This window comes from Lysinibacillus sp. NPDC056232 (assembly GCF_042267565.1).
In the GTDB taxonomy this organism is placed as follows: domain Bacteria; phylum Bacillota; class Bacilli; order Bacillales_A; family Planococcaceae; genus Lysinibacillus.
Genome location: NZ_JBHJTF010000021.1, coordinates 55,459 through 76,063, shown reverse-complemented (window position 1 = coordinate 76,063; position 20,605 = coordinate 55,459). Strand labels below are relative to the sequence as shown.

Here is a 20,605-nt window from a genome sequence, read left to right as displayed (position 1 = left end):
ACGCAGGCCTAAGCACAAAGCCGATTTCGGACGCAATTATGCCGAAGCATAATTGATCTGAATGCATTATTTATTTGACTTGGTTGTAACTAAAATGGTTACAACTGAGAGAGAAAGGAAGGTTTTATTGGATGACTCTTAAAATAAAAGCATATTCGGATTTTATTTGTCCTTTCTGTTTTTTAGGGAAAGGGCCATTAGATGAAATTGCAAAAGAAAAGGATCTTGAAATAGAATGGATGCCGTTTGAATTAAGACCTAAACCATATCCGAAAATTGATCCTTGGAAAGAGCCTGCTAAATTGGGATCGTGGGATTCCTATATTCTCCCTACAGCTAAGAAGTTAGGGATTGATATGCGATTACCGCGTGTATCTCCACATCCTTATACAAATTTAGCTTTTGAAGGATATCAATTCGCTAAGGTGCATGGAAAAGGAAATGAATTTCATCATAGAGTTTTCACAGCGTTTTTCCAAGAGGAACAAAATATTGAGGATGTAGAAGTATTAACTCAATTAGCGAATGAGGTAGGTCTGCCTAAAGAAGAATTCAAAGAAGCTTTACTTTCAGGTAAGTATCGTGAAGCACATCAAGAAGCTTTAAAGCATGCTTATGAAGAAGCGAATATTACGGCTGTTCCTACATTAATTATTGGTGATGAAATGATCCAAGGATTAGCTAGTAAAGAAAGAATAGCACAAGTCATCGATCAGCAATTAAAGAAATAGATAATGTAAATTTGGATTTAAACAATAATGTATAAAATAAAGCTACTTGTAAAAATCTATGTAGATAAATGAATCTAATTAAAATTTGGAGGAAATACAAATGTCAGTAACAACAACTAATTTAAAAGAAGCAATTATTAATCGTCGTTCAATCCGTAAAGTGAAAAAGAACGCAGCGATTACAAAAGAAAAAATTGAAGAGCTATTAAAAATCAGTGTACAGGCACCATCTTCATTTAATATGCAAAGTGGACGTGTAGTAGTTTTAATGGATAATGAACACGAAAAGTTTTGGAACATTGTCAAAGAAACATTGCGTGCACGTGTTCCAGCAGAAAACTTTGCTGCAACGGAAGAGCGTTTACAAGGCTTTAAAGATGGCGTAGGAACGATCTTGTTCTTTGAAGACCAAGCTACAATCAAACAAATGCAAGAAAACGCTCCTTCTTATAAAGAGCAATTCCCATTCTGGTCTCATCAAGGAAATGCAATGTTACAATATGCAACATGGATGTCTTTAACTACTGAAGGAATTGGCGCATCTCTTCAGCACTATAATCCAATTATTGACGAGGAAGTTAAAGAAACTTGGAATATTCCTGCAGAATGGAGCCTCGTAGCTCAAATGCCATTCGGTGAACCAGATGAACAACCAGGAGAAAAAACTTCTTTACCTTTTGAAGATGTAGTGAAGTTTTATTAATAAACATCTAACTACAATGAAACCCCGTTAAGTGGACATGATTCACTTAACGGGGTTTCACCGTATTAGTTAAATGAAAATTCGTATCCTACATAGTTAAAAACATTAGTAAATCCTATATTTTCTGCTACAGCGATAGATGGTTTGTTTGAGTCCATACAATCCCAATATGAAATCGAATCTTGTGCTAAACAATCTTTTACAAAATGGTGAGCTAACTTTTGAGCTAGTTTATTTCCTTGGTAAGCTTCTAATGTTTCAATATCTATACAGTGGACATTTTCAACAACAAAGCCTGAAAAACAAAGACTAACAATGTGATGATCGTAAACGACACAGTATCCAATCCCTTTATTCAAGAAACATTCAACTGAAGACCAACACGATAATATTTTAGACTGTAAAAATGCGGGGTTTTTAATGGTGTTATCTTCAAACAGAGTGTTATCGATTTTTAAAACAGTATAGCCTTGTTTAATATCTAGCTCATTATTTGCTTTATAGTTTTCTTTATGAAGCTTATATACACTTTGCTTCCAACTACCAAGTTCACGATGATTAAATATTTTTTCAATCGTTTGATTCCACTTTTGATGATTACCAATGCCTTCGAAGTAATGCAATCCCACTTTTTTCGCTTCTGGTACAATTACCTGATCAATAAAATCATTTATTTGATTATTAAACTGTTCATTATTTTCATTCCCTATAAATAAAAATCCATCGTTGTTGCCTAACCAAATAAGTGCTGTACGTGGTGTGTCGAAATTATCCACAAATATTCGTCCAGGATTCACTCCCTCTACGACTGCTTTTGCTTCTAATTGACCTTGCTCATTCAGCAGCTCTTTACACCTGTAAAATTCATTTTGCTGTAGTTCAGTTATCATTTACATCACTATCCTTTCACGTTCGATTTTCTATATTTTGACTCATCCCCAAAACGTGGGGGTGATTTCCGCTCCGGCTGGGCGCTTTGTTGTTGCTGACGCTTCGCTTTCGCACAGATAAAACAATTGCTGACCCTTCGCTTTCGCACAGAGCAAAGCTTCCTGGGGGGGCCGATGAGCCGCTTCACTCGCGTTGCTCGCTCCATGGTCTCGGGCCAATACGATGTTGGTCACGAAGGCGTTATCACAGGACGTGATGGTTTTAGCCTTCGTTCCTCTATTGTTGATCCCCAAGGAGTCGCCCAGCCTCCACTCCAATCCGCTTATTTACAGGACATACGTTTTAAATAAATACTTCACTTAACTTTTGATGATAATCCTTTACTTTATCATATAGGTAAATGATGGTAATATCCATCTTGCTATCTATATTTATAAGGTGTGTTTTTTTACGATACGTTCATATTTCATTAGAAAGTGTGTGCTATGATAATGTACATAGAGGAGGGAGTCACATGATTATAGTTGGATTAACTGGTTGGGGTGATCATCCTTCACTTTATAGTGGAGTGACTGCCTCAAAGGACAAATTATTCGATTATACAGGTCATTTTTTAACGGTAGAGGTAGATACCTCTTTTTATGCCATACCTTCTAAAGAAAATGTTCGGAAATGGTGTGAGGATACACCCGAAAATTTTCGGTTTGTTGTGAAGGCTTATCAAGGAATGACTGGTCATTTACGTGGCGACATACCGTTTGAATCGAAGAATGACATGTTTAATACCTTTATCGAATGTGCCAATGAATTTAAACGTCATGGGAAGCTAGCGATGGTACTAGCACAATTCCCACCATGGTTTGATTGTCAGACTAAAAATGTTCAATATCTAGTGTATATTAGGCAGCAGCTTAAAGGCTTTGACGTAGCTATTGAGTTTCGCAATCGAACATGGTATGCGGACAATGTAGTGCAGCAAACAATGGATTTTTTACGAGAGCATCAATTCATTCATACAATTTGTGATGAACCACAGGCTGGCGTAGGCTCTGTTCCACTTCATCCAACTGTTACTGCAACGAAGGCACTTATACGTATTCATGGACGTAACATTCATGGATGGCGCAATACTGGTAATGCCGAAAATTGGCGGAAGGTTCGTTTTTTATATGATTATAATAGTGAAGAATTGCAACAGCTTGGACAGCATATAAAACATCTCCAGTCAGAAGTACAGGACCTGTATGTATTATTTAATAATAACTCAGGGCTACATGCTGCTAAAAATGCAAAAGAGTTACAAGGAATTTTAGCGATTAATGATGTAGGGTTAGCACCTAAACAATTAAACATGTTTGAAGGGGAACTATAATGGAGTTTTTTCTTTTAGTTATTATTGCATTATTATCTGGAGTAATTGGCTCATTGGTTGGGCTTGGTGGAGGAGTTATCTTAGTTCCAGCGACATTATACGTTGGGTTAAATCTAGGGGTGATTCCAGATATCACTCCTCAAAAAGTGGTTGGTTTATCTGTTGTCATGATGATTTTCACTGGACTTGCCTCTACATTAAGCTATATGAAATCTAAAACAGTTGATTATAAAAGCGGTTGGATATTTTTTATAGGGAGTATTCCGGGCACAATGTTGGGTGCATGGGTAAATAAGGGGCTAGATTTACCATCATTTAATTTATATTTTGGTATTTTACTTATTATTTTAGCGACGATATTACTTGTACGTGATAAATTGAAACCAGTAGAATGGTTTGTAAAAAACGGTATGCAACGAGAGTTCGAAGATAAAGAAGGAAATACCTTTATATATGGGTATCCAATTTGGTTTGCCATTACATTAACATTTGGCATTGGCTTTGCCTCTGGATTATTTGGTATCGGTGGAGGCTCGATGATGGTGCCTGCCATGATTATTTTATTTTTATTCCCACCACATGTTGCAGTGGCAACATCGATGTTCATGGTATTTTTATCGTCGATTGTTAATTCAGCGAGTCATATTTATTTGGGTAATGTGCCATGGCTTTATACGATTCCTGTTATTCCAGGAGCTTATATTGGCGCAAAGCTAGGGGCAGCATTAAATAAAAGAATTAAATCAGATACGCTTGTAGTAGCACTTCGAGTTATTTTATTATTATTAGGAATTCGTTCCATTATCGATGGTTTATTGTAATATTTATTTTAGATGTCTATAGTTCCGAAAAGTAAAGGTGACGTTAATAGCAATTCTTATACAGAAAAGGAAGCTATTTTAAAGAAGAGGTGGCTTAATTGCTGGAAAAAATTCATATTTTTCATACGAATGATTTGCATAGTCATTTTAAATATTGGCCACGAATGCAAAGCCATGTGAAAGAAATGCGTACTAAGCTTACAATCATGGGAGAGACAAGTTATTTATTTGATGTCGGCGATCATTTAGATCGTTCAAATATTTATACAGAAGCAACAGTAGGTAAGGGCAATGTGAAGTTATTGAATGAAGCCGGCTACGACGTAGTGACAATTGGTAATAATGAAGGGATAACATTGTCCCATGAGGAGCTTTATCATTTATATGATGAAGCAGCTTTTGACGTAGTAGTTGCCAATGTAAATGCTTCACATGGAACAAATCCAGCGTGGATGAAGCCGTATGTTGTATTAACAACTGCTTATGGCACAAAGGTTGCAGTTATTGCAGCAACTGCTATGTTTGAAATTTATTATAAGGAATTAAACTGGGAGATAGACGAGGCACGAAACACACTCATTCACTTAGCCTATCAGCTTCGTAAAGAAGTAGATATTATTGTTTGCTTGTCGCATTTAGGGATAACGGAGGATGAGCTTTTAGCTGAGGAATGCCCAGAAATAGATGTTATATTCGGCTCACATACTCATCATGTTCTACCAAATGGAAAGCTAATTAATGGCGTTTTATTAACAGGTGGAGGGAAATTTGGTCAATATACTGGCCATCTTGTGTTAAATTATGATAAAAAAATGAGGGAAATTGTTGAAAAAAAGGATTTTCTGATTCATAATAAAGATTTGCCTACGGTTAAAAATGAACATGAAATCGTTCAGTTTTTAGAAAATGAGGGCAAACGATTACTCGATATGCCAGTATTCACTACAAAAAAATCGTACAACAAAGAATGGTTCCATTATTCGCAATTATCCGATTTGTTCGCGCGGGCTATTTTAGAGAAAAGTGGAGCAGATTGTGCGTTATTTAACGCGGGTATTTTTTTAGATGGTTTACCTAAGGGAACAGTGACGGCACTAGATTTGCATAGAATTTTCCCACATCCTATAAATTTATGTACGATTGAATTATCAGTTGCTGAAATGAAAGAAATTTTTCAGCAATCTAAAAATGAAGAATGGCCCTATATTGAGCTAAAAGGATTAGGGTTTAGAGGCGTTATCTTCGGGAAGATGTTAACTTACGGTTTTTCAATGAATGAAGATCGCCAATTACTGATCAATGGGAAGCTAGCAGATAACGATCGAATTTATAAATTAGTAACACTTGATTTGTTTACGTTCGGTTATTTTTATCCAAGTTTTAAATATGCTAAGAAAAAATATATTCTACCAGAATTTTTACGAAACATTATGATAGATTATGGGCAAAGATTCTTTAAGCAATAGTAGATAAAACGCTTTTAGAATGGATTGGGGAAAAGGTCATGCGGTTAATTTCAATCGATGTATTAAAAGAAGGAATGGTATTAGCAAGAACCATTTGGAATGAGGCGGGACACCCTCTTTTAAAAAAAGATGTTGTCATTAATGAACGTATCATACAAAGACTGCAACAATTAAATACGCATTATTTATATATTGACGATAAAGTTTCTGAAGGTATTGAGGTACAGGAAACAGTCCCAACTGTTGTTCGAAATAAAACGATTTCAACCATTAAAAATTCTTTCCAATCAATCAATGGTTTAAATCCAGTAAATGCCTCTTATGTGCTTGACCAACAATCAAAGGCAATTGTCTCAATTGTAGATGAGTTACTATCGGTAGTTAGTGGCAATGATGAAATTCTAACAATACTAACAGATGCGTATTTATTTGATGAATATTTATATCAACACTCCTTTCAAGTTACTCTTTATTCGATAGCGATTGCTAAAGAGCTTGGATACTCAGTCGAGGATTTACGTTTAATTGGGATTGGCGCTTTGCTACATGACATAGGGAAAATTATGGTGCCGAAAGAAATACTGACTAAGCCTGGACGCCTAACGTGTGAGGAATTTGAAACGATGAAGCAGCATACTCGATATGGTTTTGATTTGTTACGTAATTTACATTCCATATCATTGATTGTTGCACATTGTGCCTTCCAACATCACGAACGGATTGATGGGAGTGGCTATCCACGGGGCTTAGTTGATTTTGAAATCCATCCGTTTGCAAAAATTATTGGTGTAGCAGACGTCTTTGATGCGGTGACCACAAGTCGTGTATATCGTGAAAAAATGCTACCTTCTCAGGGCCTAGCAATTCTAGAAGCAGGCTCTGGAACTATATACGATGCACGTATTGTAAAAGCATTAAAAAGGTCTGTTGTCCATTATCCTAACGGTGTTATTTTAAAATTATCGGACGGACGTCGAGGTATTGTATCAAGACAATATACATTGGATGCAGCATCACCGTGGATTCGTATTTTTGAGGAGCAAAATCAAATATTAGCAGCTACATATGAAATTAATTTAGTGGACTACCCAACCGTAAGCATTGAAAGTGTTGAAGTGGATTATGTGGTACCATGGAAAATAGAATAAAAATCTCCTCCTGTTCATACTTTATGAAACAGGAGGAGATTTTTTGTTTTTCCCTCGAAAAAGGATGAAATTACGATCATATAGTAATTACGGCAACTATAGAAAAAAGGGCAGTCGGTTGAATAGATTAACCCTAGTAGTTGTATTCATGATTATCGGTGTTTTTTTATTTATTTATTATTTAAATGGGAAGCTTATGCCGACCTACTTAGATTATGCTGAAATACAAACGGCTAAGATTGCATCTTCCGTTGTGAGTAAAGCCATTGATTCTCGTACATCAAGTGTTATGGATGTTAATGATATTCTTGTAGAAGTAGCCCCTAGTAGCAACTCTGGTGGCAGCTCTGATTTGAAAATTAATACAGAAACGATTAATCGGGTTCGAACAGAAACGGTCAATCAAGTAAAATTGTATTTAGAGCAGGCAGAGCAAGGGGAGTTGTCGCATTTACCAAATCTTGATAATGTTGAATATGATTATAACAAGATTAATGAAGGGAATGGGGTAGTTTTTTATATGCCGTTGAGTCAGGCGGCTAATATCCCTTTAATTGGGAACTTAGGACCTAAAATTCCGATACGCTTTCATGTAATTGGCAATGTGCATAGTGAAGTTACTTCTTCAATAAAGGAATATGGTATAAATAGCGCATATATGTCGGTAGGGATTCATATAGAAGTAAATGTGCAAATTATTGTCCCATTTGCTAGTAAAACTACAACAGTTACTCAGGATATTCCGGTGGCAATGGGCTTAGTAAGGGGGGCAGTTCCAAATGTGTATTCAAATGGTAGTGAAGAGGCACCTTCAATTCAAGTACCTGTCTCTCCTAAAAAGTAGTTCTTTGTGCAAGCACAAAGCCGGTTCCGGACGCAATTTTGCCGAGGCAAAATTGATTATGATAGTTGTTGGAGTTCATTTATTATGTTACATTGACAACAGTGAAGATAGTAATATAAAATGCACATATTTGATAGGGGCGATATCCGTATGACATCTTGTAAACCTACAAGCAAAGAAAAGGAAGAATATTTAAGAAAACCAGATTGGTTAAAAATTAAATTAAACACAAATGATGAATATAAAGGGCTAAAGAAGCTCATGCGAGAAAAAAATCTGCATACAGTATGTGAGGAAGCGCGCTGCCCGAATATTCATGAATGCTGGGGTGAACGACGTACAGCAACAATGATGATTCTTGGATCTGTTTGTACGCGTGCTTGTCGTTTTTGTGCTGTTAAAACGGGTTTACCAAATGAATTAGACTTAGCTGAGCCAGAACGTGTAGCAGATTCTGTAGCTATTATGAACTTGAAGCACGTTGTTATTACAATGGTAGCTCGTGATGACTTAAAGGATGGCGGTGCGCAAGTATTAGCTGAAACCGTGCGTGCGATTCGTCGTAAAAGTCCAGCTACATCTGTTGAGGTTTTACCGTCCGATTTAGGAGGTTTGAAAGAGAACCTTCAAATTTTAATGGATGCGAAGCCAGATATTTTAAATCATAATATTGAAACAGTGCGTCGCTTAACGCCAAGAGTACGTGCTCGTGCAAAATATGAACGCTCATTAGAGTTTCTACGTTTGGCAAAAGAAATGCAACCAGACATCCCTACGAAGTCATCTTTAATGATAGGCTTAGGTGAAACAGATGAAGAAATTTTAGAAGTTATGGATGATTTACGCGCAATTAACGTAGATATTATGACAATTGGTCAATACTTACAGCCAACGAAGAAGCATTTACCTGTTAAAAAGTATTATTCACCGATAGAGTTTGGTAAAATGCGTAAAATCGCAATGGAAAAAGGATTTAAGCATTGTGAAGCTGGTCCGCTTGTACGTAGTAGCTATCATGCTGACGAACAAGTTAACGAAGCAACAAAAGAACGTCAATTACAAACAGAACTGTAAAAACAAATGTTGAAATGGATGTGATGTCCCTTTGATCAATATTGAAGGATATGAATACGAGCTTATTACAGATTACCGAGAAGCTTTCGAAGAAGAAGTGTTCAAGGAACGATACTCGGATATTTTAGCCAAATATGATTATATTGTAGGTGACTGGGGCTATAATCAATTGCGCTTAAAAGGCTTTTTTGACGATAAAAATCAGAAAGCTACTTTCGATACAAAGATTAGTACACTACAAGATTACCTATACGAGTATTGTAATTTTGGCTGTGCCTATTTCGTTTTGCGCAAATCCGGAAAATCCACTCAGCAGCCAGTAGCTGTAGTAAGTGAAGGAAGTCAAGTGACAAAGATTGTTGAGAATGAACAAATAGCAGAATAAACGTTAAAAACCTGATGCAAATTGCATCAGGTTTTTACTTTGAAGTGATAGGTTTTTAAAAAATGGTAATAATAAAAATATGGCATAGCGTGAGGTTGATTTCCGTTCCAACTGGGCGCTTTGTTGTTGCTGTCGCTACGCTTTCGCACAGAGCAAAGCTTCCTGGGGGCGTCGGGCTAACACGATGTTAGTCACGAAGGCGTTATCACAGGACGTGATGCTTTTAGCCTTCGTTCCCCTAATCGCTTCGCTGCAGGGTCTCGGGCCAACAGATGTTTTTTGCGCGAAAGCGTAGTGCTAACGCAGCGTCAGCAAAGTGTTTTTGTCTGTGCGAAAGCGTAGTGCAACGTAGCGACAGCAACAGCACGATGTTGGTCACGAAGGCGTTATCACAGGATGTGATGGTTTTAGCCTTCGTTCCTCTATTGCTGATCCCCAAGGAGTCGCCCAGTTTCCACTCCAATCAACTTATTTACAGGGTATACGCTTTAACAAATAATATCTCCAACTTTTGGTGATGAATCAAAAAGAACGGATTTTAACATTAATTCTAGTTTTATTTATATTAAAGGTGTGTGTTGTTTAGATGAAAAAAGCTGTATTTTTGGACCGTGATGGGGTCATTAATGAAGTATTAACGGATCGCGTTAAATTTGTAAACAAACCTAATGAGCTCTATTTCCTACCGCATGTTCCAGAAGCTATAAAAAAATTGAATAAATACTTCGACTATATATTTGTAGTTACTAATCAAGGTGGCGTTGGATTGGGATATATGAAAGAAACGAAGCTTCAAAAAATACATGAGCATATGGTAAAAGAATTGAAGAAGGAAGGAGCCACTATTCACGAAGTCGTCTATTGTCCACCAAAATCGGGCTGTGCTTGCCGTAAACCTCATAGTAAATTAATCGTTGATCTTGCTGAAAAATATAATATAGACTTGGCAAAATCCTACATGGTGGGAGATACAGATACAGATATCATAGCAGGCAAACGAGCGGGAACGAAAGGCGTATTTTTAGGTGAGAAAGATCCGCTAGCAGATGCGGTTTTTCCAGATTTAATTAGTGCTGCTGATTGGATTATTAAGGATGCAACAGCATAAAGCTAGTATTGTTGAAGTGGAAAGACGAAACGTATAAATCATGTAAAAAAGGATAATTTATTTATTGGAGGTGATTAATTTGACTAAAGAAAATAAAAAATCGTTAGATCGAGAAGAATATGGATTTGGCTTTGATATTAGTGTTGATGACTTAGGAGTAATTGGGCAAAATCAACAAGCAAAAAAACAAAACGACAATGAAAACAAAGACAAGCCTCGCAATAAGGATAATCCTGCTAAATTAAATAATGAAAAGTAGGGGCACGATACAATGCTCCTCAATTTAAAATACTTATAAAAAATCCCGCCATATTTCTGTTGAACAGTGCGTAAAGGATATCCTATGTCTACAGAAAAGCGGAATTTTTTTGTATTGAATTTTTAACTTCTTTCAGCGGGTGTCCAAACACTCGCTGAAAGAAATTAAAGCCTCCGGAAGCAATTATGCCGAGGCATAATTGCTTTATTAATTTCTTTTTATTGACAAGTTGAAACACCCAAATAGAAGGGTGTTAATTTAATAATTCACGTAAATATTCACGTAGCTCGACAGTATCTTCCTCTGTGCGATTGTATACGTGCTCAAGATAGCCAGGCTCTTCTACATCATCTGGACCAATTATAGCAAAGCGTCCAAATTGGATATCCATGACAAGCACTTTTCCAAAGAAACGACCCGATTGCAAAATGGCTAAATCATAACGTAACTTGTCCCCAGCAAAACTAACAAAGCGTGTTTTTGTATCTTCTACATCATCATATAAAAAAAAACGTTCCATCTTTTAATCTCCTTCCAGTCCTATAGATATGGTACTATAGAAGAGAAATGACTATCAACTTTTAAAGATTTGAATGGGGGCTTTCCTTGTGTATTTTGTAGATCGTAATAAAATCACAAAAAATTTACAGTACTTAGATGGGCTATTAGCTATTTTAGAGTCAGAAGATAGCTGGCTAGAAAACGATATTAAGAAATTAGCAATCGAGCGAATTGGTCACAATGTGATGGAGTCAATGATGGATGTTGGAAACTTAATGATTGACGGCTTCATTATGCGTGATCCAGGAAGCTATGAGGATATAATTGATATTTTAATCGATGAAAAAGTCGTATCTACTGAAATGGAAGCACCGTTAAAAGCAGTAGTTGGCTTACGTAAAATGCTTGTTCGTGAATTTACAGATGTAGATGTTCAGGAAGTTGTAAATGTGTTAACAACGACTTTACCAGCATTAAAGCAATTCTCACCAGCTGTGAATAGTTATGTAACAAATGAACTTGGCCCTGTTTCTGCATTTTTACCAGAGGATCATCAATGAAAACCTACAAGGCATATTGCTTTGATTTAGATGGTACAGTGTACCGTGGGAAGGACGGCATTCCTTCTGCGATTACTTTTATACATCGGCTACAACAAGCAGGAATCGAGCCATTTTACGTAACAAACAATTCTTCTAAGACAAGAGAACAGTTGCAGGAAGCTTTAAGTGCTATAGGTGTGAATGCACCGTTAGAACATATTTACTCCAGTGCATTAGTTACAGCGAAATATGTAGCCTTGAATTTCCCTGGCAAAAAAGTAGCCATGTTAGGTTCTGATGGTATTCGTAAAGCATTATTTAATGAAGGTATTGAACCTACCGAGGATGCGCCAGAGGTATTTGTTATGGGGATTGATCGAAATCTAGATTATATGGCACTTGCGAAGGCGACGGTTGCTGTGCAAAATGGGGCAACGTTTATAGCTACGAATCAAGATATTAAATTCCCGACAGAACATGGATTTCTCCCAGGTAATGGGTCATTTGCCCGATTAGTAGGTGAGGTTGCAGACGTTGAGCCACTCTATATCGGTAAACCATCCCCTGCAATGCTTGAAGCCATTGCAACAGAGCATGGCTTTATGAAAGATGAAATGGTGATGATTGGCGATAATTACGACACAGATATTATGTGTGGGATTCGTTTTGGCTGTGATACAATCCATGTGAATACAGGTGTTACACCAACAAAGGTTGTACTTGAGAAGGAGCAGCAACCTACTTATGTGGTAGAAGCTTTAATTTAACTTCTTTCAGGGGATGTCCAAACACCCCTGAAAGAAGTTAAAGCCTCCGGCGGATGTCACAGAATCGGAAAGGAGTTCAATATAGGATGTTAGCCTAAAATCATCGCATCCATGCGATAACGGCTAACTGACCTGCATCGGTGCTGCTGCCGCTACGCTTTCGCGCAAAAAACATCTGCAGGCCTAAGCGCAAAGCCGATTCCGGACGCAATTATGCCGAGGCATAATTGATTCTTCTTTCATACAAAGCCTAAAATATAAAAAAAGGATGCTTATGTCGATTTTTTTGGCATAACATCCTTTTTATATGTTCAAATTTAGTAGTAAGCGTTTCATCATTATATGAATGAGGTATTACACCTTCATTACCATAATGGATTTTCTTCGATAAATTGATAAATGGCTTTCGTCAACTCTTCAGGAGAATCAGCCTCAACTAAGTCACCATTGACGATTGCATAAAATGATTCTGAACATTTTGTACAGTAACTAAGGCAGCCATATTCCAAAACGTCGATGTTCGGATCGCGCTCTAGTACTTCATAAGTTTTTTGAGAGCCATTTGCTAAATTACTTATACAAAATTCAACCATTGGATTCATACGTGTCACCTCACCAAAGTAATGCTACTCGCTTTTAAAACATTCGTCAATGATTTGAGTTGGCCGTGAGATAAAAGCAAATTTTCAGTGGTAAGGTTGGTCGCATTAATACGATAGCAAGCTAAAGTGTTAAACTATTTTTGCAAAAGTGAAGAAAAGGAAACGATAATTAAGGAAAATTCGAACAATAACGACGGTTTATCGAAGTCCAAATGACTCAAAAATCGTTCGAAAAAGGCAAGTTATCATTCATTTTGTGAAATCTTTCACAAAATTGCATTATGATATTGTGAAACTTCTCACAATCGGTTATACTCATTTGTGGATACTTTGTGAACAATTAATATAAGAGATATAAAAGGAGACTATTATGGGAAAATTAGTACTTTTAGGTGGCGGCTACGGCAATATGCGTGTCATGCTTCGATTATTACCAAACCTTCCATTAGACACAGAAGTTGTGATAGTAGACAGAGCCCCTTTCCATAGTTTGAAAACAGAATTTTACGCTTTAGCAGCAGGGACTGCAACAGATAAAGAAATTCGTGTATGCTTCCCGGAGCATGAACGTTTATCGGCTGTATATGGAGAAGTTGTTGAAATTAATCGTGCGGAAAAAGTAGTCATTTTAGAAGATGGACAACGTATTGAATACGATGATTTAGTAGTTGGTCTTGGCTGTGAGGATAAATATCATGGTGTACCAGGTGCAGAGGAGAACACATATAGCATTCAGACAATGGCGAAATCACGTTCAACATTCCAAGCACTTTGTGGTTTACCAGCAGGCTCTACAGTTGGAATTGTAGGAGCTGGCTTAAGTGGTATTGAGCTTGCAAGTGAGCTACGTGAAAGCCGATCAGATTTAAAAATAAAGCTATTTGACCGTGGTCCACGTATTCTGAAGGACTTCCCAGAAAAGCTAAGTAAATATGTAAAAGACTGGTTCGTAAAACATAATGTTGAAGTTATTGCCAATTCAAATATTACAAAAATCGAACAAGGTAAAATTTACAATCACGATGAAGAAATTGTGCTCGATACTGTAGTATGGACTGCTGGTGTACAGCCAGTCAAAATTGTTCGTGATTTGGAAGTTGAAAAAGATAAACAAGGCCGTCCGCTTGTAACACAATATTTCAATCTTCTTGATGACGAGCATGTATATATTGTAGGTGACTGTGCTGCTTCAGATTTACCTCCAACTGCGCAGTTAGCAGAGGAACAAGCAGAACAAATCGTGAAAGTACTTCGCATGCGTTGGAAAGGCGAAAACTTACCCGAGAAAATGCCTGATATCAAATTAAAAGGTTTCATGGGAGCTCTTGGTAAAAAACAAGGCTTTGTTTATTTAGCAGATACAACAGTAACAGGACGTATCGCACGCTTGATGAAATCAGGATTATTATGGTACTACAAACGTCAAAATGATTAATAAGTCATACAAAAAGGGATTGCTTCGAAATTTATTTCGAAACAATCTCTTATTTTTTCTATCAATTATGCTTCGGCATAATGGCGTCCAGAATCGGCTTTGTGCATGAATTAAACAGTTTCGTCTGGCGTGAAGCCTTGCTTTTCAAGTGCAGTAAATACAGGCTTTAATTGCACATAGCCTTCGCCCACTACTTCATCATTTATAAGGACAAGTGGATAAAAAAATTCATCTTCTTGAATGCGTGTAGCATAATCTTGATCGCGCTTATTCTCAATTGGTCCTTCAATATCGATATAGCGAATATCATATCCTTGATTTGGATATTTTCGATCTATGGCTGCTTGTAGCCATTCATATGTATCCTTTGAAGATGGTGCATTGACACAACTCGCGCAGATCACCGCTGTTCCGTAAATTTCAATCTTTGGTTTCGCTTGACTCATAGCATTCCCACTCCTCGTGATTCTATATTGGATTTTTTCTGTTGCTAACATTATAATCATTATAAGGAAAGGAGTCGAGACAAATGTCAGAAACAACAATTAACGACCAAGTTCAAGAGGTATTAGATAAATTACGCCCATTCTTACTACGTGACGGTGGAGACTGTGAATTAGTAGATGTAGAAGACGGCATTGTAAAATTACGTTTATTAGGCGCATGTGGTAGTTGCCCAAGTTCAACAATTACACTTAAAGCTGGTATCGAACGCGCATTATTAGAAGAAGTACCAGGTATTATTGAAGTGGAACAAGTATTCTAAAATGACTAAAAAAGTTCTAGCTGATTCATTCAGGCTAGAACTTTTTTTCTTACACTTGTCGAGCGTGTTCTTTTTCTTCTCGGATAATAGCCCATTGTTCCTTAGCCATATCAATGATTTTCGCCTCTCCACCTATACTTTGCTTTTCAATGACCTTTGAAAAGAAGCGAGTAGCATTCTCTAAATCACCGATACGCCGTGATAGTTCAGCAATCATATACATAATTCGTACATCTGACATTTGAGTGGAGCTGTAATCCTCATTTGAATAAGAATCCATATAGTAATCTCGGGCCATTGTCATAAAACGTTTCTCTTGCCCTTCGTTTTTTAGTGAACGATATAGCCATGCAAGACGTAATGTAAGTCCCGCTATAGCGACAAATTTTTCTTTTTTAATCGTACCGCAAAGAAACGCTAATTTATAAGCTTGTATCGCTTGGAAGACAGTACGTTCTCCCTTAAAATCATGGTGAACCCACTTTTCAGTAATTTGTGTGCGAATTTCATCTTGCGTGCCAGGGGCAAAATATTTTGAAAAGTCTTCTGTAAATGAAAAGCCACAATGTTCACAAACAAATACATTATAATAAAGGGCATTTACACCGTCTGCATAAATAGGTTGAAAATCTGTTTCTGTATGATCTACTTTAATGAATTTAGAGCGTACTTTTAATGTAGGAAATTCTTTTTTGCAATTAAGACATTGAGTTTTTTTTTCGTAATAAGGTGAAATCTCCATATTTGATACCTCTTTCATCGCTAATTACAACTATTATACCAATGTGAATTTTATAAACATGAATAAAAAATACTATTAATGTGAAAAATATTAGAATTTTTACTAATAATCAGGTTTGTCACAATCATGTGAGGTTGATTTCCGTTCCAACTGGGCGCTTTTCTGGGGGCGTCCCTGAAAAGTGATCGGGTAAGCCCCGGAAGTGATCGGGTAAGCCTCGGAAGTGATCGGGTAAGCCCCGGAAGTGATCGGGTAAGCCCCGGAAGTGATCAGGTATACCCGAGAAGTGATTGGGTAAGCCCCGGAAGTGATCGGGTATACCCGAGAAGTGATCGGGTAAGCCCCGGAAGTGATCGGGTAAGCCCCGGAAGTGATCGGGTATACCCTGGAAGTGATCGGGTAAGCCCCGGAAGTGATCGGGAAAGCCCCGGAAGTGATCGGGTATACCCGAGAAGTGATCGGGTAAGCCCCGGAAGTGATCAGGTATACCCGAGAAGTGATCGGGTAAGCCCCGGAAGTGATCGGGTAAGCCCCGGAAGTGATCGGGTAAGCCCCGGAAGTGATCGGGTAAGCCCCGGAAGTGATCGGGTAAGCCCCGGAAGTGATCAGGTAAGCCCCGGAAGTGATCGGGTAAGCCTCGGAAGTGATCAGGTATACCCGAGAAGTGATCGGGTAAGCCCCGGAAGTGATCGGGTAAGCCCCGGAAGTGATCGGGTAAGCCCCGGAAGTGATCGGGTAAGCCCCGGAAGTGATCGGGTAAGCCCCGGAAGTGATCAGGTAAGCCCCGGAAGTGATCGGGTAAGCCTCGGAAGTGATCAGGTATACCCGAGAAGTGATCGGGTAAGCCCCGGAAGTGATCGGGTAAGCCCCGGAAGTGATCGGGTAAGCCCCGGAAGTGATCAGGTATACCCGAGAAGTGATCGGGTAAGCCCCGGAAGTGATCAGGTATCCGCGAAAAGTGATCGGGTAAGCCCAAGTAGTCGCCCTGTCGTCCCCAAATCAACTATTTAGCATACGTTTTAACAAATGTCATCCTTAACTATTAGTAATGAACCAAAATCCTGTTGGAGCTGAATGTTTGTCATACAATAGTCAAAATTGATATGATAATAATTAAGAAGGAAGGTGATTGGGATGACAAGTAAGCAAGTAATTGAAGTTACTGAAGCGGCTGTCTTTCATATTAATGAAATGATGGAGCACAATGAAGAGCAAGGTGCGTTTTTACGTGTAGTCGTTAATGGTGGCGGATGCAGCGGCCTATCATACGGTATGCATTTTGATCAAGAGAAAAAAGAAGATGATTTTGAAGATATACAACATGGTTTAACAATTCTTGTTTCCCGTGAAGATGCGCCGATTTTAATGGGGACAAAAATTGACTATAAACAATCGCTAATGGGTGGTGGCTTCACGATCGATAATCCAAATGCTATCGCATCATGTGGCTGTGGCACGTCTTTCAAAACAGCAAAACGTGAAGGTACGCCTGAGATTTGTGACTAAAACTAAACAAAAAGCTCATTAATAATGAGCTCTAAATAATAAGCTTCTTTGATTTATGATGTTGTAAAACATGGTGAATGAAGGAGGCTTTTTTATAGCCTTTTAATTCTGTTAACTGGTAAAATAATGCATCTAAGTACTAGCTTCATTCGCATGTGGCATCCCTATGGTTTATGATTAAAAACTCAAATTTAGGAATAGCAACATTCGTTCAAATGAATGAAACAGAGGAAACCTATACAATCGAAAATGATAACAATTTTTTTTATTTCTTTTTAAATAAAAAATAAGCCACGATTATTTTTAATCGTGGCCTTATTTAATGTACCAATAATTCACCGCTAGTGAAGCTGTGTTAATACATATTCATAAATTTCATCGGATGATTTATTAAGAGCTATGGAGAACTCTGAAAAAATGTTCTCTTGTAAAGATTGCAGTAATTTCTCTTCTTGGTTAGGGAATTTTTTTTCGCTAGCACTATATTCAATCTTTTTTCGTAACAATGTGTTTAAAAGGTTTGCTTGTTTTTGGCGATTACCGGATTTAAATATTTCTAGATGAACTCTCGAGCGATGAGTGTTTTGTTCAATCCATTCTACGCCAGGTGATGTGAATGAATGTAAAATATTGAGTGCTTCTTCTTTTTGAATAATATCTCTAAGCTGTTTTTTGGAATTGTCAATAGGGGTACGAATGACTAATTGTGGTTCATTTAGTGGTTGTAAAACATAATATGTTTTTGTAATGTCGTTAAAGGTTTGTTCACAAATATCTTCAATAGAACAAAGTCCATGTGATGAATAAATGACTACATCGCCAACATTGTACATGTATATTCCCTCCAACAAACTATATTGTCAACTTAGTTGACTAAATTTATTGTAAGCAATTAAAAGGTTTTTGTCAACTTAGTTGACGATTGCTGCTGTTTTTTGTATATTAATAACGAAAAATAGGAAATGAAGGTGAACTAGTTGAAGGACGAATTGCAGAATCGAGATGTCATTGATTTGTTGAGCGAACGTCACGAACTACTTCGAAGACTTGCTGAAGAGAAGTGGAATAAGCATAACGATATTTATATATCAAATTCGGAATGGTATATTTTGGGTATAATTTATAAAAAACAACTTACGATTTCAGATGTAGCTAAAAATGTTAAATTTTCAAGACAAGCAACCCATAAAATAATAAAGAGTTTGGAAGTTAAAGGGTTGGTGACAGTTACGAGTGTCGAACATAGTAAAAAACATAAAGCTATTCGTATGACTGAATTTGGTGAAGATTGCTTTGAAAAAAATCAATATTGTAAAGCAGAAATAGAAAAACAACTGGTCAATACAATTGGAGAAGATCAGGTCATCCGATTAAAAAATATATTAAAGCTTGATTGGGATATGGAGCAGTTGGAAGCGTAAGTAGTCGTTGTTTAGGTATGGAAAATGCTTGGAACACGGCTTATAACATGAAAAGGTAGGGCACTGTCTTAAGCCACTTTCGTTCTACTCGAAAGTGGTTTTTTTTTAACGTCTTTCAGCAAAAGACACCTGTAGCTGACGCTTCGCTTTCGCTACAGAAAATAATTGCTGAAAGAAGTTAAAGCCTCCGGCGGATGTCACGGAATCGGAAGGGAGTTCTTTGTGCAAGCACAAATCCGATTCCGGACGCAATTATGCCGGGGCATAATTGATAATCGTTACTTTACCTTCTCACGTTCTATAAATATAGCGCCATTTTCATTTGTTAAATTGTAAATAGCACTTTTCTCCTCTGGACCAAAACCAAATTGTCCGTTTTCTTCAATGACAAACTTTTCGTTATTTTTCGTTTGGAAATAATAAGTGCCTACTGTACCTGTTTCATACTCATAAATGACTTCCTTAATATTCTGCCATTCATATGTAGTTTTATGGAGATATTCTTTGAAAACAATTTGTGTATTCTGTATAGCGATATAACTTAAAACAGAAAAATAGCCTAAAACCAGACTGCTCACGATTGTTATAATCGTAATCAAATAGGTGTATTTATTTCTTTTGAAACCAAGTATGATCAACGTTAAAATAATTAGTGTAATTGCTAGGAAAAGCATAGTGAAATTGCTTATTGGAGTGATCAGCACGATATTATCGCTACTAAAATAAAAAGTTTGGGAAATCGTAAATGGCAACATGAAAACAATGATGGGTGATAGTAAAAGCAACGCTATCGCAATAATAAAAAGCTTCCCATTAGGTGATAATTCGTTTAACATAAAATTTCCTCCTTTAAATAGAGTGAATATTCTATATTTTAACTAGTGTAACATATTTACAAAATTGGAGTACATGCATATTTTATGTTTGAGAGTGAGAAGTAACCATAAAATTCTGAATTAATACTTCTATATACGGAAAAGCCGTTATAATAGTGATATAGAGGTGAAGATGATGAAAAAAGATAGAGGAAAAGTTTGGTTAGGTGTTGCAGGGGTAACTGTAAATGAGTTAGGACAATGGCTAGTTGTCAAAAAGGCATATAGCGGATTAAAGGGAAGATGGTCATTGCCAGCTGGTTTTGTCAATGCTGGTGAAACAGTAGATGAGGCTGTTGTTCGTGAACTAAAAGAAGAAACGGGCATTGATTGCTATGTATCAGGCTTAATTGGTTTTCGAACGGGTGTGATTCGTGGTGACATTAGTGATAATATGGCGATATTTTATTGTCGGATGAAAGATGAGCAACAGCAGATTTGTATTCAGGAAAAAGAATTGTTAGAAGCGAAATGGATGTATCCAAAAGAGCTAACTCAAGATGAGATGACTTCTGTGATGTTAAAGGAAATGGCATCCAATCAATTTGAAAAGCACCAATTAGAGGGGATAGAAGGGATTAATCCAGGAGATGTCTTTGGTTATTCCTCTTATAAATTGTTCTTTAAAAAATAGAGCGTCAGAGGA

General features: G+C 37.2%; 30 protein-coding genes. 20 read left to right on the top strand and 10 right to left on the bottom strand.

Annotation, left to right across the window (positions count from 1 at the left end):
- Positions 1-131: 131 nt before the first annotated feature.
- Together ACFCYJ_RS16035 and ACFCYJ_RS16030 are read left to right on the top strand one after the other, a co-directional pair.
- Positions 132-731 carry a DsbA family oxidoreductase gene (locus tag ACFCYJ_RS16035; RefSeq protein WP_376074936.1) on the top strand — a complete coding sequence of 200 codons (600 nt, stop codon included), beginning with the start codon at positions 132-134 and terminating at the stop codon, positions 729-731.
- 100 nt (positions 732-831) lie between these two features.
- Positions 832-1,434, top strand: coding sequence for a nitroreductase family protein (locus ACFCYJ_RS16030; protein ID WP_376074935.1), 603 nt, complete (start codon positions 832-834; stop codon positions 1,432-1,434).
- A gap of 65 nt (positions 1,435-1,499) precedes the next feature.
- Here the strand turns inward: ACFCYJ_RS16030 and ACFCYJ_RS16025 are convergent, their stop codons facing one another.
- Both ACFCYJ_RS16025 and ACFCYJ_RS16020 read right to left on the bottom strand, forming a co-directional pair.
- Positions 1,500-2,324 carry a GNAT family N-acetyltransferase gene (locus ACFCYJ_RS16025; protein ID WP_376074933.1) on the bottom strand — a complete coding sequence of 275 codons (825 nt, stop codon included), beginning with the start codon at positions 2,322-2,324 and terminating at the stop codon, positions 1,500-1,502.
- 8 nt (positions 2,325-2,332) lie between these two features.
- Positions 2,333-2,473 carry a hypothetical protein gene (locus ACFCYJ_RS16020; protein ID WP_376074932.1) on the bottom strand — a complete coding sequence of 47 codons (141 nt, stop codon included), beginning with the start codon at positions 2,471-2,473 and terminating at the stop codon, positions 2,333-2,335.
- Between the two features lie 25 nt (positions 2,474-2,498).
- Between ACFCYJ_RS16020 and ACFCYJ_RS16015 the strand changes: the two genes are divergently transcribed.
- The 8 genes from ACFCYJ_RS16015 (at position 2,499) to ACFCYJ_RS15980 (ending at position 9,435) form a co-directional block, all read left to right on the top strand.
- A complete protein-coding gene (locus ACFCYJ_RS16015) occupies positions 2,499-2,675 on the top strand; it encodes a hypothetical protein (RefSeq protein WP_376074930.1) in 177 nt (58 codons plus the stop codon).
- 164 nt (positions 2,676-2,839) lie between these two features.
- Positions 2,840-3,697: a DUF72 domain-containing protein gene (locus ACFCYJ_RS16010; RefSeq protein ID WP_376074928.1), complete on the top strand. Its 858-nt coding sequence runs from the start codon at positions 2,840-2,842 to the stop codon at positions 3,695-3,697.
- The gene (locus tag ACFCYJ_RS16005) at positions 3,697-4,518 is read left to right on the top strand and encodes a sulfite exporter TauE/SafE family protein (protein WP_376074926.1); all 822 of its coding nucleotides are present in this window, start codon (positions 3,697-3,699) and stop codon (positions 4,516-4,518) included. The genes ACFCYJ_RS16010 and ACFCYJ_RS16005 overlap by 1 nt, the downstream gene beginning before the upstream one ends.
- A gap of 98 nt (positions 4,519-4,616) precedes the next feature.
- On the top strand, positions 4,617-5,984 hold the full coding sequence (locus ACFCYJ_RS16000; RefSeq protein ID WP_376074924.1) for a bifunctional metallophosphatase/5'-nucleotidase: 1,368 nt from the start codon (positions 4,617-4,619) through the stop codon (positions 5,982-5,984).
- 38 nt (positions 5,985-6,022) lie between these two features.
- Positions 6,023-7,132 carry an HD-GYP domain-containing protein gene (locus tag ACFCYJ_RS15995; protein ID WP_376074922.1) on the top strand — a complete coding sequence of 370 codons (1,110 nt, stop codon included), beginning with the start codon at positions 6,023-6,025 and terminating at the stop codon, positions 7,130-7,132.
- Positions 7,133-7,196: 64 nt separating this feature from the next.
- Positions 7,197-7,976 (top strand): sporulation protein YunB, encoded by a 780-nt coding sequence (gene yunB / locus ACFCYJ_RS15990; protein WP_376074920.1) that lies wholly within the window; start codon positions 7,197-7,199, stop codon positions 7,974-7,976.
- A gap of 150 nt (positions 7,977-8,126) precedes the next feature.
- Positions 8,127-9,050, top strand: a complete 924-nt coding sequence (gene lipA, locus ACFCYJ_RS15985; RefSeq protein ID WP_376074918.1) for a lipoyl synthase — start codon at positions 8,127-8,129, stop codon at positions 9,048-9,050.
- 31 nt (positions 9,051-9,081) lie between these two features.
- Positions 9,082-9,435, top strand: a complete 354-nt coding sequence (locus ACFCYJ_RS15980; protein WP_376074916.1) for a YutD family protein — start codon at positions 9,082-9,084, stop codon at positions 9,433-9,435.
- A gap of 26 nt (positions 9,436-9,461) precedes the next feature.
- On the opposite strand, the gene ACFCYJ_RS15975 is transcribed toward ACFCYJ_RS15980, so the two are convergent.
- Positions 9,462-9,584, bottom strand: a complete 123-nt coding sequence (locus ACFCYJ_RS15975) for a hypothetical protein (protein WP_376074914.1) — start codon at positions 9,582-9,584, stop codon at positions 9,462-9,464.
- Between the two features lie 123 nt (positions 9,585-9,707).
- Here ACFCYJ_RS15975 and ACFCYJ_RS15970 point away from each other — a divergent pair, with 123 nt between their 5' ends.
- The 3 genes from ACFCYJ_RS15970 to ACFCYJ_RS15960 all read left to right on the top strand — a co-directional run bounded on the left by ACFCYJ_RS15970 (position 9,708) and on the right by ACFCYJ_RS15960 (position 10,802).
- Positions 9,708-9,953 carry a hypothetical protein gene (locus ACFCYJ_RS15970; protein WP_376074913.1) on the top strand — a complete coding sequence of 82 codons (246 nt, stop codon included), beginning with the start codon at positions 9,708-9,710 and terminating at the stop codon, positions 9,951-9,953.
- Positions 9,954-10,021: 68 nt separating this feature from the next.
- Positions 10,022-10,543: a D-glycero-alpha-D-manno-heptose-1,7-bisphosphate 7-phosphatase gene (locus tag ACFCYJ_RS15965; RefSeq protein ID WP_376074911.1), complete on the top strand. Its 522-nt coding sequence runs from the start codon at positions 10,022-10,024 to the stop codon at positions 10,541-10,543.
- Between the two features lie 64 nt (positions 10,544-10,607).
- Positions 10,608-10,802: a hypothetical protein gene (locus ACFCYJ_RS15960; RefSeq protein ID WP_142510565.1), complete on the top strand. Its 195-nt coding sequence runs from the start codon at positions 10,608-10,610 to the stop codon at positions 10,800-10,802.
- A gap of 253 nt (positions 10,803-11,055) precedes the next feature.
- Here the strand turns inward: ACFCYJ_RS15960 and ACFCYJ_RS15955 are convergent, their stop codons facing one another.
- Complete coding sequence (locus ACFCYJ_RS15955; protein ID WP_049669114.1) at positions 11,056-11,322, bottom strand: DUF3055 domain-containing protein; 267 nt, start codon at positions 11,320-11,322, stop codon at positions 11,056-11,058.
- An 88-nt stretch (positions 11,323-11,410) separates the two neighbouring features.
- On the opposite strand from ACFCYJ_RS15955, the gene ACFCYJ_RS15950 reads away from it, so the two are divergent.
- Positions 11,411-11,863: a DUF86 domain-containing protein gene (locus tag ACFCYJ_RS15950; RefSeq protein ID WP_376074910.1), complete on the top strand. Its 453-nt coding sequence runs from the start codon at positions 11,411-11,413 to the stop codon at positions 11,861-11,863.
- A complete protein-coding gene (locus ACFCYJ_RS15945) occupies positions 11,860-12,612 on the top strand; it encodes a TIGR01457 family HAD-type hydrolase (protein ID WP_376074908.1) in 753 nt (250 codons plus the stop codon). The genes ACFCYJ_RS15950 and ACFCYJ_RS15945 overlap by 4 nt, the downstream gene beginning before the upstream one ends.
- 365 nt (positions 12,613-12,977) lie before the next feature.
- On the opposite strand, the gene ACFCYJ_RS15940 is transcribed toward ACFCYJ_RS15945, so the two are convergent.
- Positions 12,978-13,214, bottom strand: a complete 237-nt coding sequence (locus ACFCYJ_RS15940) for a YuzB family protein (RefSeq protein ID WP_376074906.1) — start codon at positions 13,212-13,214, stop codon at positions 12,978-12,980.
- Between the two features lie 370 nt (positions 13,215-13,584).
- Here ACFCYJ_RS15940 and ACFCYJ_RS15935 point away from each other — a divergent pair, with 370 nt between their 5' ends.
- Complete coding sequence (locus ACFCYJ_RS15935) at positions 13,585-14,649, top strand: NAD(P)/FAD-dependent oxidoreductase (protein ID WP_376074905.1); 1,065 nt, start codon at positions 13,585-13,587, stop codon at positions 14,647-14,649.
- A gap of 110 nt (positions 14,650-14,759) precedes the next feature.
- Here the strand turns inward: ACFCYJ_RS15935 and ACFCYJ_RS15930 are convergent, their stop codons facing one another.
- A complete protein-coding gene (locus ACFCYJ_RS15930) occupies positions 14,760-15,095 on the bottom strand; it encodes a YuzD family protein (protein ID WP_376074904.1) in 336 nt (111 codons plus the stop codon).
- 83 nt (positions 15,096-15,178) lie between these two features.
- Between ACFCYJ_RS15930 and ACFCYJ_RS15925 the strand changes: the two genes are divergently transcribed.
- Positions 15,179-15,415: a NifU family protein gene (locus tag ACFCYJ_RS15925; protein ID WP_053484205.1), complete on the top strand. Its 237-nt coding sequence runs from the start codon at positions 15,179-15,181 to the stop codon at positions 15,413-15,415.
- A 49-nt stretch (positions 15,416-15,464) separates the two neighbouring features.
- Here ACFCYJ_RS15925 and ACFCYJ_RS15920 read toward each other — a convergent pair whose 3' ends face one another.
- Positions 15,465-16,157 (bottom strand): DUF2225 domain-containing protein, encoded by a 693-nt coding sequence (locus ACFCYJ_RS15920; protein WP_376074903.1) that lies wholly within the window; start codon positions 16,155-16,157, stop codon positions 15,465-15,467.
- 1,134 nt (positions 16,158-17,291) lie between these two features.
- On the opposite strand from ACFCYJ_RS15920, the gene ACFCYJ_RS15915 reads away from it, so the two are divergent.
- Positions 17,292-17,663: a HesB/IscA family protein gene (locus ACFCYJ_RS15915; RefSeq protein ID WP_376074902.1), complete on the top strand. Its 372-nt coding sequence runs from the start codon at positions 17,292-17,294 to the stop codon at positions 17,661-17,663.
- 341 nt (positions 17,664-18,004) lie between these two features.
- Here the strand turns inward: ACFCYJ_RS15915 and ACFCYJ_RS15910 are convergent, their stop codons facing one another.
- Complete coding sequence (locus tag ACFCYJ_RS15910) at positions 18,005-18,496, bottom strand: CarD family transcriptional regulator (RefSeq protein WP_376074901.1); 492 nt, start codon at positions 18,494-18,496, stop codon at positions 18,005-18,007.
- A gap of 144 nt (positions 18,497-18,640) precedes the next feature.
- Here ACFCYJ_RS15910 and ACFCYJ_RS15905 point away from each other — a divergent pair, with 144 nt between their 5' ends.
- Entirely contained in the window at positions 18,641-19,084 is a 444-nt protein-coding gene (locus tag ACFCYJ_RS15905; protein ID WP_376074900.1) for a MarR family winged helix-turn-helix transcriptional regulator, read from the top strand.
- A 105-nt stretch (positions 19,085-19,189) separates the two neighbouring features.
- Here ACFCYJ_RS15905 and ACFCYJ_RS15900 read toward each other — a convergent pair whose 3' ends face one another.
- On the bottom strand, positions 19,190-19,312 hold the full coding sequence (locus tag ACFCYJ_RS15900) for a hypothetical protein (RefSeq protein ID WP_376074899.1): 123 nt from the start codon (positions 19,310-19,312) through the stop codon (positions 19,190-19,192).
- 50 nt (positions 19,313-19,362) lie between these two features.
- Positions 19,363-19,920, bottom strand: coding sequence for a hypothetical protein (locus tag ACFCYJ_RS15895; RefSeq protein WP_376074898.1), 558 nt, complete (start codon positions 19,918-19,920; stop codon positions 19,363-19,365).
- Between the two features lie 175 nt (positions 19,921-20,095).
- On the opposite strand from ACFCYJ_RS15895, the gene ACFCYJ_RS15890 reads away from it, so the two are divergent.
- The gene (locus tag ACFCYJ_RS15890; RefSeq protein WP_376074965.1) at positions 20,096-20,593 is read left to right on the top strand and encodes an NUDIX hydrolase; all 498 of its coding nucleotides are present in this window, start codon (positions 20,096-20,098) and stop codon (positions 20,591-20,593) included.
- The last annotated feature ends 12 nt before the right edge of the window (positions 20,594-20,605 follow it).

Coding starts and splice junctions, on each gene's coding strand:
- ACFCYJ_RS16035 (WP_376074936.1), top strand. CDS start 132: ATGACTCTTAAAATAAAAGCATATTCGGATTTTATTTGTCCTTTCTGT.
- ACFCYJ_RS16030 (WP_376074935.1), top strand. CDS start 832: ATGTCAGTAACAACAACTAATTTAAAAGAAGCAATTATTAATCGTCGT.
- ACFCYJ_RS16025 (WP_376074933.1), bottom strand. CDS start 2,324: ATGATAACTGAACTACAGCAAAATGAATTTTACAGGTGTAAAGAGCTG.
- ACFCYJ_RS16015 (WP_376074930.1), top strand. CDS start 2,499: ATGAGCCGCTTCACTCGCGTTGCTCGCTCCATGGTCTCGGGCCAATAC.
- ACFCYJ_RS16010 (WP_376074928.1), top strand. CDS start 2,840: ATGATTATAGTTGGATTAACTGGTTGGGGTGATCATCCTTCACTTTAT.
- ACFCYJ_RS16005 (WP_376074926.1), top strand. CDS start 3,697: ATGGAGTTTTTTCTTTTAGTTATTATTGCATTATTATCTGGAGTAATT.
- ACFCYJ_RS15995 (WP_376074922.1), top strand. CDS start 6,023: ATGCGGTTAATTTCAATCGATGTATTAAAAGAAGGAATGGTATTAGCA.
- yunB (WP_376074920.1), top strand. CDS start 7,197: ATGAAATTACGATCATATAGTAATTACGGCAACTATAGAAAAAAGGGC.
- lipA (WP_376074918.1), top strand. CDS start 8,127: ATGACATCTTGTAAACCTACAAGCAAAGAAAAGGAAGAATATTTAAGA.
- ACFCYJ_RS15970 (WP_376074913.1), top strand. CDS start 9,708: ATGTTTTTTGCGCGAAAGCGTAGTGCTAACGCAGCGTCAGCAAAGTGT.
- ACFCYJ_RS15965 (WP_376074911.1), top strand. CDS start 10,022: ATGAAAAAAGCTGTATTTTTGGACCGTGATGGGGTCATTAATGAAGTA.
- ACFCYJ_RS15955 (WP_049669114.1), bottom strand. CDS start 11,322: ATGGAACGTTTTTTTTTATATGATGATGTAGAAGATACAAAAACACGC.
- ACFCYJ_RS15945 (WP_376074908.1), top strand. CDS start 11,860: ATGAAAACCTACAAGGCATATTGCTTTGATTTAGATGGTACAGTGTAC.
- ACFCYJ_RS15940 (WP_376074906.1), bottom strand. CDS start 13,214: ATGAATCCAATGGTTGAATTTTGTATAAGTAATTTAGCAAATGGCTCT.
- ACFCYJ_RS15935 (WP_376074905.1), top strand. CDS start 13,585: ATGGGAAAATTAGTACTTTTAGGTGGCGGCTACGGCAATATGCGTGTC.
- ACFCYJ_RS15930 (WP_376074904.1), bottom strand. CDS start 15,095: ATGAGTCAAGCGAAACCAAAGATTGAAATTTACGGAACAGCGGTGATC.
- ACFCYJ_RS15925 (WP_053484205.1), top strand. CDS start 15,179: ATGTCAGAAACAACAATTAACGACCAAGTTCAAGAGGTATTAGATAAA.
- ACFCYJ_RS15920 (WP_376074903.1), bottom strand. CDS start 16,157: ATGGAGATTTCACCTTATTACGAAAAAAAAACTCAATGTCTTAATTGC.
- ACFCYJ_RS15915 (WP_376074902.1), top strand. CDS start 17,292: ATGACAAGTAAGCAAGTAATTGAAGTTACTGAAGCGGCTGTCTTTCAT.
- ACFCYJ_RS15910 (WP_376074901.1), bottom strand. CDS start 18,496: ATGTACAATGTTGGCGATGTAGTCATTTATTCATCACATGGACTTTGT.
- ACFCYJ_RS15895 (WP_376074898.1), bottom strand. CDS start 19,920: ATGTTAAACGAATTATCACCTAATGGGAAGCTTTTTATTATTGCGATA.
- ACFCYJ_RS15890 (WP_376074965.1), top strand. CDS start 20,096: ATGAAAAAAGATAGAGGAAAAGTTTGGTTAGGTGTTGCAGGGGTAACT.